This window comes from Pseudomonas sp. BF-R-19 (genome assembly GCF_019956445.1).
GTDB classification, from domain to species: domain Bacteria; phylum Pseudomonadota; class Gammaproteobacteria; order Pseudomonadales; family Pseudomonadaceae; genus Aquipseudomonas; species Aquipseudomonas fluorescens_BH.
On sequence record NZ_JAHBDN010000118.1, the window covers coordinates 1 to 9,805 of the forward strand.

Below are 9,805 nucleotides of genomic sequence, written 5' to 3' on the forward strand. Positions count from 1 at the left end.
CGGAGTGTCAGCTTGCACAGGTATTGACTGACCCAGCGCTTTCGCGAGCAAGCCCGCTCCCACAGTTGAATGTTGTTGTGCACAAATTCTGCGTACGACGTAAAACCCTTTGTGGGAGCGGGCTTGCTCGCGAAGGCGGAGTGTCAGCTTGCACAAGTATTGACTGACCCAGCGCTTTCGCGAGCAAGCCCGCTCCCACAGTTGGATGTTGTTGTGCACAAATTCTGCGTACGACGTAAAACCCTTTGTGGGAGCGGGCTTGCCCGCGAAGACGGAGTGTCAGCTTGCGAAAGTGTTGACTGACCTAGCGCTTTCGCGAGCAAGCCCGCTCCCACAGTTGAATGTTGTTGTGCACAAATTCTGCGTACGACGTAAACCCTTTGTGGGAGCGGGCTTGCTCGCGAAGGCGGAGTGTCAGCTTGCACAGGTATTGACTGACCCAGCGCTTTCGCGAGCAAGCCCGCTCCCACAGTTGAATGTTGTTGTGCACAAATTCTGCGTACGACGTAAAACCCTTTGTGGGAGCGGGCTTGCTCGCGAAGACGGAGTGTCAGCTTGCACAAGTATTGACTGACCCAGCGCTTTCGCGAGCAAGCCCGCTCCCACAGAGGTTGAGGCACGCCAGGCTTGCCCGAAACGCCACCCGGCAGCATACGGGTGCCGGTCAGGCGTTTCGCCGCTACAATGCACGCCTCGACCGTGACAAGCCTGACTAAAAAAATTATGTCTTTGCCCAAACATCACCTGGAATTGCTCAGCCCTGCCCGCGATGTGGCCATCGCCCGCGAGGCCATTCTGCATGGCGCCGATGCCATCTACATCGGTGGCCCGAGCTTCGGCGCCCGCCATAACGCCTGCAACGAAGTGAGCGATATCGCCCAATTGGTGGAGTTCGCCCGTCGCTACCACGCCCGGGTGTTCACCACCATCAATACCATCCTGCACGACAACGAACTGGAACCGGCCCGCAAGCTGATCCACCAGTTGTACGACGCCGGCGTCGATGCGCTGATCGTCCAGGACCTGGGGGTGATGGAACTGGACATTCCGCCGATCGAACTGCACGCCAGTACCCAGACTGACATCCGCACCCTGGAGCGGGCGAAGTTCCTCGATCAGGCCGGTTTCTCGCAACTGGTGCTGGCCCGCGAGCTGAATCTCCAGGAGATCCGCGCCATCGCCGACGAAACCGACGCGGCCATCGAGTTCTTTATCCACGGCGCGTTGTGCGTGGCGTTTTCCGGTCAGTGCAACATTTCCCACGCGCAAACCGGGCGCAGCGCCAACCGTGGCGACTGCTCCCAGGCCTGTCGTTTGCCGTACACCCTCAAGGACGAAAAGGGCGGGGTGATCGCTTACGAAAAGCACCTGCTGTCGATGAAGGACAACAACCAGAGCGCCAACATTCGCGCCCTGGTCGAGGCCGGCGTGCGTTCGTTCAAAATCGAAGGTCGCTACAAGGACATGGGCTATGTGAAGAACATCACCGCCTACTACCGCCAGCGCCTCGACGCCGTGCTCGAAGACCGCCCGGACCTGGCCCGCGCCTCCAGCGGTCGCACCGCGCACTTCTTCCTGCCCGACCCGGAAAAAACCTTCCACCGTGGCAGCACCGATTACTTCGTCACTGACCGCAAGATCGATATCGGCGCCTTTGACTCGCCGACCTTCACCGGTCTGCCGTTGGGTGTGGTCGAGAAAGTCGCCAAGCGTGACATGCAGGTCGTGACGCACGAGCCGCTGTCCAACGGCGACGGCCTCAACGTGCTGGTCAAACGTGAAGTGGTGGGTTTTCGCGCCAACATCGCCGAACCCAAAGGCGAGTTCGAGGAGGACGGCGAGAAGCGCTATCGCTATCGCGTCGAGCCCAATGAGATGCCGGAGGGGATGTACAAGCTGCGCCCCAACCATCCGCTGAATCGCAATCTCGATCACAACTGGCAACAGGCGCTGCAAAAGACCTCTGCCGAGCGTCGCATCGCCCTGAACTGGGTCGCTCGCCTGCGTGAAGACCAGCTGGAACTGACCGCTACCAGTGAAGAGGGCATCAGCGCCAGCGTCACCCTGGCCGGCCCGTTCGGTGCCGCCAACAAGCCGGAACAGGCGCTGGAGCAGTTGCAGGATCTGCTCGGCCAACTGGGTACCACGCAGTACCACGCCATCGACATCAAGCTGGACGCGCCGCAGGCGTACTTCATCCCGAACTCGCAGCTCAAGGCCTTGCGCCGCGAAGTGATTGAAGCCTTGACCGAAGCGCGGATCGCCGCCCACCCGCGGGGCAGCCGCAAGGCCGAAACCACGCCACCGCCGGTGTACCCGGATTCGCACCTGTCGTTCCTGGCCAACGTCTACAACCAGAAGGCCCGCGACTTCTACCACCGTCATGGCGTCAAGCTGATCGATGCGGCCTACGAGGCCCACGAGGAAACCGGCGAGGTGCCGGTGATGATCACCAAGCACTGCCTGCGTTTCTCCTTCAACCTGTGCCCGAAACAGGCCAAGGGCGTGACCGGTGTACGCACCAAGGTCGCGCCGATGCAATTGATCCACGGCGATGAAGTGCTGACGCTGAAGTTCGACTGCAAGCCTTGTGAAATGCACATCATCGGCAAGATGAAAGGCCACATCCTCAACCTGCCGCAACCGGGCAGCGTGGTCGGTCACATCAGCCCTGAAGACCTGCTCAAGACCATCCCGCGCGCACCGCACTGAGTGACCGGTGAGCGCGCCGCAACGGCGCGCTCACCTGTTGTTCAATACCCTGTGAAGTTGAAATAAGCGAATGCCACGGCAACAGCCAGACCAATCGCCGCCAGGGCTTTTGTTCGTGCGGTTGCCTGGAATGGCGGCAGGGCTTCGCTCGACGCCTGCTCCTGAGGTTGCGTGTACGCGGCGGCGTCATGGCGGCGTTGCAGCATGGCCCTATAGGTGTAATGCAAGCCGATCAGCAGGAAAATGGCCATCAGGCCGAGGATCAGCCAACCTATGGTTGCCGGTTTTCCAGCGGCGGATTCGTTCATCTCGTCTTCACAGGCCGCGCTCTCGAATTCCATGACAGAAACGGGTTGGTAGACCGTCGAGGGCTGCTGTGCACCCCTGTGTCTAGCCGCCATTTGTTCCAGGTCCAGTGCCTGATACTTCCAGAGCGTCGTCGATCCTTCCCGGCAATAGGTGAACGCAGAGGCGCTCGAAGCGCCGATGATGCACGCATCTTCGATGCCGAGTTTTTTCAGGGTTTCCATTGCCGACCGTGTGAAGTCCATTTCGAGGACAGGAATGACGCCGTTGGCAGACACCGCAGCCGACACCAGCAGGCTCGCGATGGCACAGAGGGCTGATATTTTCAAAGTCGAGACTCCCTCGTTTTTTACAGGATTCTTGTTAAAAACGCGGAGTCTGCTTGAAACCTGCTTTTGCTGAAGTCTAGACGCTGGTGGCAAACCTGGAGCTGGCGGTCGACACTATCCGCAGGTGTCGGCGACGGCCTTTTCAGCTCGTTTGAATTCCTGTTTGACGTCGGTGGGAATGCGTTGCTTTTTCAGTTCCTGACCGAGGAAGGGTTGTTCGCCTCGGGACTGGACCTCAGCGTCCTCGGCCGTTATCTGCGCCTCGATGGCAGCGGCGTGCTTGTCGATGACGGCATCGACCTCGGCTTCATTTTTGGCCGTATCGAGTGCCAGGACCAACTGGCCAGCCTCGGCTTTTTCGGCTTCGGCATAGGCTTCGACCGTCAACCCGGAGGCCAACGCTCGCGTCTGGGTTTCCAGGCGATTGAGATGCTCCCGGGCGGCCTTGCAGACCGCTTCCTGTCGCTGGCTCTGGATGTGTTCCCAGGTGTTCAACCCATAAATCGCGGTCCCGAGTACCAGAAGGGTTGCAGCGGCCCCCATTAATTTGCCTTTCACTTTTGGCGCCCTCAAATGGCAAGGGAAGGGTGTTGCGCAATCGATTCCCGATTCAATTCGAGTAAAGAAAAGCGTAGCAGAGCTGGTCGGGCTGAATGTGCGCCGATAGCTCCCCGAGATCCGGCTCAACACTAAGCGCCTGTTTTAATGAACAATTTTTTTTGTTGGGGCTTCCCAGGCGAGAAAAATGTTGGTAAATTTGCGCCCACTCTTGCAGCGGCCCTCAGGGAGCCCGTCACGCAAGCAGGCAACAGGTCCTGTTGCCACTCAAGAAAGCGAGTGCCAGGCACTCATCGCAACAGATACAGGGGCGTCGCCAAGCGGTAAGGCAGCAGGTTTTGATCCTGCCATGCGTTGGTTCGAATCCAGCCGCCCCTGCCATTTTTTATTCCTGTGTAATCAGATAACACTCGACCGGCGGTAATTATTCGTCGATTCGCTGGTTTTTTGCCGCCCGTTCCCCGTTCCCCATTCGCGCTGATGCCACTACCGAAAGCGCTCCGGGATGGCCTCGGCAAACGGATACCAGGAAAAATACGGCCTTGCCTCGTCGATCACCCGCTTGACCGAGGGCCTTTGGGTCAGCCTGTCGAAATAAGCACTCAAGTGGCGATGATCGTCGGGAAAGGCTACGAGAGTGCTGGCGTAGAACAGCGCCGGGGCGGCGGCGCAATCGGCCATGCTGAACGCCGGGCTGGCGACCCAGGTTCTTGCCGTCAGCTGACGTTCAAGCATGCCGTACGCCGTCATCAGCGCGGCGCGTTCGCGGGTCAGGTCGCCATGGGCGGCGTTCAGGCGGTCACTGACGATCTTCTGCATGGGCACCTGGACATGCAGGTCGAAAAAACGATCCCACAGGCGGACTTCCAGCGCAGTTTCCCAATCGTCCGGAATCAGATGCGCCTGGCCGGGATGGAGCCGGTCCAGGTACTCAATGATCACACTCGACTCCGGCACATTCTTTTGCCGGGCATGATCGCGCAGCACCGGAAACTTGCCGATCGGCCACAGCGCTTGAAGCTCGGCCCGGTCAGCCTCGTTGCCCAGGTCGATGACCCTTTTTTCAAAATCGATTTCCAGTTCATACAGAGCGATCAGTGCTTTGTGGCAGAACGACGAGAGCGGATGGAAATAGAGAGTCAGTGACATCCTTCAATTCCTCGGTGAGATGGAAACCTCTTGATTATCCATCGCCATCCGCCAATGCGCGAGGTGCTCCACCCTGATGTCCGGTGCCTGCTGTTCGGGTTAGAGTACAGGTCTTCTGGCCTGAACTTCAGGCATGCCACGTTTAGGGTCATATCGCCATGCACCAGATCGGACTCATTGTTCACCCCGGTTTCCAGGTTCTGGGCCTGGCCATGTGTGCCGCCTTCGAGTTGGCCAACAGTGCCGGTGACGAGCCGTTGTACCGCATTGCCTTGCTGTCCGAGCCGGGTGGCCTGGTGCAAACGTCCGCCGGTTTTGCTGTGCAGACCGAAGCGTTCGACCAGCGCGCGTTCGATACGCTGCTGGTCCTGGGCGACAACCTGATCCGCCCGACCACGCCGGGCATGCTGGAGTTTCTGCGCCGCGGCAGTCTCGGCACCCGGCGTCTGGGCTCGATTTGCACGGGGGCGAATGCGTTGGCGGAGGCCGGTTTGCTCGACGGTCGGCGGGCGACCACGCATTGGGCGCATGTGCCGGCCTTTCGCAAGGCGTACCCGAACGTGAAGGTCGAGGAAGACCGGATCTTCATCAACGATGGCCACCTGTGGACGGCGGCGGGCATGAGCGCGTGCGTGGACCTGGCTTTGGCGCTGGTGGAGAAGGACCTGGGCGCCGACATTGCACGCAAGGTCGCGCGGCAATTGGTGGTGTACCACCGGCGTTCGGGCGGACAATCGCAGTTTTCGGTGATGCTGGCACTGGCCCCCAAAACCGACCGGATACAGGCCGCGCTGAACTACGCCAAGCAGAATCTCAAGTCCGCACTGTCGGTCGAGGAACTGGCCAGCGCGGCCAATCTCAGCCCACGGCAATTCAGCCGGGTGTTTCATGCCGAAACCGGCCAGTCTCCGGCCAAGGCCATCGAAAGCCTGCGGGTCGAGTCGGCCCGGTTGATGATGGAAACCGGACGGCACTCCATCGATGTAGTGGCGACGGACACTGGTTTTGGGGATCGGGAACGCATGCGCCGCGCTTTTATTCGGGCGTTCGGGCAGCCGCCGCAGGTGATTCAGCGTGCCAGTCGGGGCTGAATCGTGATGTCCTGAAAGGTGGTGTATACGACATTCAAGCCTTTTTATTATCGGCGTAATCTTGATCTCGTTGAAACGTATCCCTCAATGAGATCACCGCCATGACCCTCGTCAAAGCCGCCGCCGTACAAATCAGTCCCGTTCTTTACAGCCGTGAAGGCACCGTTGACAAAGTGGTGCAGAAGATTCTCGAACTCGGCGAGCAGGGCGTGCAATTCGCTGTGTTCCCGGAAACCGTCGTGCCGTACTACCCGTACTTTTCCTACGTGCAGTCGCCTTTTGAAATGGCCGCCGAACACCTCAAGCTGCTGGACCAGGCGGTCACCGTGCCTTCGGCCGCCACCGATGCCATCGGTGCTGCGGCCAGGCAAGCGGGCATGGTCGTGTCCATCGGCGTCAACGAACGCGATGGCGGCACGCTGTACAACACGCAGCTGCTGTTCGATGCCGACGGCTCGCTGATCCAGCGTCGCCGCAAGATTTCCCCGACCTACCACGAGCGCATGATCTGGGGCATGGGCGATGGCTCCGGTCTGCGTGCCGTCGACAGCGCGGTAGGGCGCATCGGGCAACTGGCCTGCTGGGAGCACTTCAACCCGCTGGCCCGTTATGCCTTGATGGCTGATGGCGAACAGATCCATGCGGCAATGTACCCGGGGTCGTTTGCCGGTCCCCTGTTCGCTGCGCAAATGGAAGTCAGCATTCGCCAGCATGCCCTGGAGGCCGCGTGCTTTGTGGTCAACTCCACGGCGTGGCTGAACCCCGAACAACAGGCGCAGATCATGGCCGACACCGGTTGCGCCATCGGCCCGATCTCCGGCGGTTGCTATACCGCAATCATCAGCCCGGATGGCACGGTCCTGGGTTCGTTGCAGGAAGGTGAGGGCGAGGTGATCGCTGATCTCGACATGGGCCTGATCGACAAGCGCAAACGCATGATGGATTCCCGCGGCCACTACAGCCGCCCGGAACTGCTGAGCCTGCTGATCGACCGCACCCCGCAATCCCATGTGCATGAACGCAGCGCGCATCCCAAGCTGGCCGAACAGACCGGGCTGGAAGAAGTGATGGGTTAGTTCCGGACAAACAAAAAGGGGGCTTCCATGAAGCCCCCTTTTTGTTTGTCCGCGTTGCAGCTTTCGTTTCAGCGACGCCAGATGAAACGCGCCAGCAGCGCATCGATGCTGAACTTGCCGGCACCCGACAGCAGCAGCGGGGTGAGGGCCACAAGGTAGATCAAGGGCAGCTTGAAGTTGCCGTAACCCTTGTTGCTGATTGCATAACCTTGGGCGAGTTCACTGAGGGTGTGCCAGTCGGCGGGCCAATGCACGGCGGCGGTTGCGACGAGGGTCACCACCATCAGGCTCAGCGCCGAAAAACGTGTGCCCAGGCCCACCAGCAAGGTCACGGCGAAGATCAGTTCGGCCCACATCGACAGTTCCCAGTTCAGCGTTGCTGGAAGGTGGTCGAACGGAAACGGGAAGCGCGTCTGGATATCGGCGAACCAGTTCTGTCCGTTGAGTTTTTCCAGGCCGGACTCGAGGAATTCCCAGGCGAGGAACACTCGTAGCGCCAGGGGGGCAACCCAGTCGCCGGCACGGTCGAGGTTCAGGTGCAGGCCTTTGACGGCCGAAGAAATGGAGGTGCTCATGGACGTTGCTCTCTTTCAAGTCAGGGCGGCGGGGCAACGGCATGCCCCGTGAGTTGAGCGCTTTGATCGGCATGGCCAATCGACAGGCGTATTTCATCAACGGGGTGTATCTGCGGTGTGTCGTTGCGGCGGGGTTTTGAGTGCGGGGTGTGTCTGGGGCGGGGCTGTATACACTGAGATACGTAACCGGTCACCACATACCTCTTGCCCCTGTGGGAGCGAGCCTGCTCCGGGCGGCGATCCGACGATGGCGGAGTGTCAGGCTGCAGCTATGTTGGATGTGCCGGCCTCTTCGCGAGCAGGCTCGCTCCCACAGGGAAATTGCTATACATTTTCCGGCCGCCCACTGCATGGTGAACCGCTTCATGTCCCTCGCGCTCGAACGTCTAGTCGCTGGCACACCAATCCCTTTCGCCGGTAATCGTGTCACTGTCGTCAGCCCCGAACTGGCGCAACGCTTCCAGCCCGGTGATCACCTGCTGGTGGAGCAGGTCAGTGGTGAGTTGCTGCTGATCCCCGTGGCGGACCAGCAAGCGGCCAACGTCGCGATCGAGCGCGCCCAGGCGGCATTCACCGCGCTGTCGGCGGTGTCTGACCAGGCGATCAGCGCCTTCTTCGACCTGTTTGCCCAACGCCTGGAAACCCCGGAGTGCTGGGCCTTGATCGAAGCCGCCAACCTCGCCGACATCGAACGGGCCAAGGCGCGCGGTCGCTCGACCACCCGGTTGCTGGCCGATGAGCGCATGCGTCGCGACATGATCGCCGGCCTGCGCGCCTGGCGTGATGCGGCGGCCAGCCGTGGCAAGGTGATCAGTAGCGTCGAGCACGATGGCTGGAAGGTCGAGCAAGTGGTCTCGCCGCTGGGCATCGTCGCGTTCGTCTTCGAAGGCCGGCCGAATGTGTTTGCCGACGCGGCCGGTGTATTGCGCACCGGCAACACCGCCGTGCTGCGCATCGGCAGTGATGCGTTGGGCACCGCCCAGGCGATCGTCACCCATGCACTGAACCCTGCATTGAGCGATGCCGGCTTGCCGGCCGGTGCGGTGTCGCTGGTGGAAAGTGTCAACCACGCCGCCGGTTGGGCGATGTTCGCTGACCGGCGCCTGTCATTGGCGGTGGCCCGTGGTTCGGGTCGCGCCGTCAGCCAGTTGGGCAGCATCGCGCAGCAGGCCGGCACGGCGGTCAGCCTGCACGGTACCGGTGGCGCGTGGCTGATCGCCAACGCCGATGCCGACGCCCCACGCTTTGCCGCCGTGGTGCGCAACTCCCTGGACCGCAAGGTCTGCAACACCCTGAACGTCTGCCTGATCCACCGCGACCGCGCCGCTGAACTGGTGCCGCTGTTCCTCGACGCACTCATGCAGGCCGGCACCGCACGGGGGCAGGGCTGCAAGCTGCATATCGTCGAAGGCAGCGAGTCGCATCTGCCACAAGATTGGCTGGCGGCAACGGTCCAGGTGTACCGCGCCGAAGGCTATCAGAGCGAGGCGCAGGCCGAGCCGTTGCCGGAAGATCAATTGGGCCGTGAGTGGGAGTGGGAAGAAACCCCGGAAGTCAGCCTGAAAATCGTCGACGACCTGGACGGTGCCATTGCCTTGTTCAATCGCTACAGCCCGCAATTCACAGTGTCCTTGATCAGTGAAAGTGCCGAGGCTCAGGAGCGGTTCTACAACGCGGTCAACGCGCCTTTTGTCGGCAATGGCATCACCCGTTGGGTCGACGGCCAGTACGCGTTGAACAAGCCGGAACTGGGGCTTTCGAACTGGGAGAGCGGTCGCCTGTTTGCTCGCAGTGCGATTCTCTCCGGTGATGGCGTGTTCACCATTCGCAGTCGCATGACCCAGGTCGATCTGGGTGTCAAACGCTGAGATGGCGGTGCCTGTGACCGCTGCAAGGGCGGTCACTTGGCATTGACCAATTCATCATGACCACCACTAAACCCTGTGGGAGCGGGCTTGCTCGCGAATGCGGTGTATCAGTTGACATAGTGTTATCTGACACACCGCATT

At 60.8% G+C, this 9,805-nt stretch carries 8 protein-coding genes and 1 tRNA gene; 5 read left to right on the forward strand and 4 right to left on the reverse strand.

Translation table 11 applies throughout. The annotated features are described in order from the left end of the window. Positions 1-723 precede the first annotated feature (723 nt). Positions 724-2,712: a peptidase U32 family protein gene (locus KGB28_RS30400; protein WP_223449126.1), complete on the forward strand. Its 1,989-nt coding sequence runs from the start codon at positions 724-726 to the stop codon at positions 2,710-2,712. Positions 2,713-2,753: 41 nt separating this feature from the next. Here KGB28_RS30400 and KGB28_RS30405 read toward each other — a convergent pair whose 3' ends face one another. Both KGB28_RS30405 and KGB28_RS30410 read right to left on the reverse strand, forming a co-directional pair. Continuing rightward, the gene (locus tag KGB28_RS30405; RefSeq protein ID WP_317853327.1) at positions 2,754-3,296 is read right to left on the reverse strand and encodes a hypothetical protein; all 543 of its coding nucleotides are present in this window, start codon (positions 3,294-3,296) and stop codon (positions 2,754-2,756) included. A gap of 165 nt (positions 3,297-3,461) precedes the next feature. Beyond that, the gene (locus KGB28_RS30410; RefSeq protein WP_150724323.1) at positions 3,462-3,890 is read right to left on the reverse strand and encodes a hypothetical protein; all 429 of its coding nucleotides are present in this window, start codon (positions 3,888-3,890) and stop codon (positions 3,462-3,464) included. A gap of 321 nt (positions 3,891-4,211) precedes the next feature. Here KGB28_RS30410 and KGB28_RS30415 point away from each other — a divergent pair. Next, positions 4,212-4,286: transfer RNA gene (locus tag KGB28_RS30415), tRNA-Gln, on the forward strand. Between the two features lie 105 nt (positions 4,287-4,391). Here the strand turns inward: KGB28_RS30415 and KGB28_RS30420 are convergent. Then, complete coding sequence (locus KGB28_RS30420) at positions 4,392-5,054, reverse strand: glutathione S-transferase family protein (protein WP_223449128.1); 663 nt, start codon at positions 5,052-5,054, stop codon at positions 4,392-4,394. A 158-nt stretch (positions 5,055-5,212) separates the two neighbouring features. On the opposite strand from KGB28_RS30420, the gene KGB28_RS30425 reads away from it, so the two are divergent. Beyond that, a complete protein-coding gene (locus KGB28_RS30425) occupies positions 5,213-6,145 on the forward strand; it encodes a GlxA family transcriptional regulator (protein ID WP_223449129.1) in 933 nt (310 codons plus the stop codon). A 101-nt stretch (positions 6,146-6,246) separates the two neighbouring features. Continuing rightward, positions 6,247-7,221: a carbon-nitrogen hydrolase family protein gene (locus KGB28_RS30430; RefSeq protein WP_223449130.1), complete on the forward strand. Its 975-nt coding sequence runs from the start codon at positions 6,247-6,249 to the stop codon at positions 7,219-7,221. A 68-nt stretch (positions 7,222-7,289) separates the two neighbouring features. Here KGB28_RS30430 and KGB28_RS30435 read toward each other — a convergent pair whose 3' ends face one another. Then, complete coding sequence (locus tag KGB28_RS30435) at positions 7,290-7,796, reverse strand: DoxX family protein (RefSeq protein WP_223449131.1); 507 nt, start codon at positions 7,794-7,796, stop codon at positions 7,290-7,292. 365 nt (positions 7,797-8,161) lie between these two features. On the opposite strand from KGB28_RS30435, the gene KGB28_RS30440 reads away from it, so the two are divergent. Then, a complete protein-coding gene (locus tag KGB28_RS30440; RefSeq protein ID WP_223449132.1) occupies positions 8,162-9,664 on the forward strand; it encodes an aldehyde dehydrogenase family protein in 1,503 nt (500 codons plus the stop codon). The last annotated feature ends 141 nt before the right edge of the window (positions 9,665-9,805 follow it).

What these genes read in the sequence shown, in the direction of transcription:
- KGB28_RS30400 (WP_223449126.1), top strand. Translation starts at nt 724, where the DNA reads ATGTCTTTGCCCAAACATCACCTGGAATTGCTCAGCCCTGCCCGCGAT.
- KGB28_RS30410 (WP_150724323.1), bottom strand. Translation starts at nt 3,890, where the DNA reads ATGGGGGCCGCTGCAACCCTTCTGGTACTCGGGACCGCGATTTATGGG.
- KGB28_RS30420 (WP_223449128.1), bottom strand. Translation starts at nt 5,054, where the DNA reads ATGTCACTGACTCTCTATTTCCATCCGCTCTCGTCGTTCTGCCACAAA.
- KGB28_RS30425 (WP_223449129.1), top strand. Translation starts at nt 5,213, where the DNA reads ATGCACCAGATCGGACTCATTGTTCACCCCGGTTTCCAGGTTCTGGGC.
- KGB28_RS30430 (WP_223449130.1), top strand. Translation starts at nt 6,247, where the DNA reads ATGACCCTCGTCAAAGCCGCCGCCGTACAAATCAGTCCCGTTCTTTAC.
- KGB28_RS30435 (WP_223449131.1), bottom strand. Translation starts at nt 7,796, where the DNA reads ATGAGCACCTCCATTTCTTCGGCCGTCAAAGGCCTGCACCTGAACCTC.
- KGB28_RS30440 (WP_223449132.1), top strand. Translation starts at nt 8,162, where the DNA reads ATGTCCCTCGCGCTCGAACGTCTAGTCGCTGGCACACCAATCCCTTTC.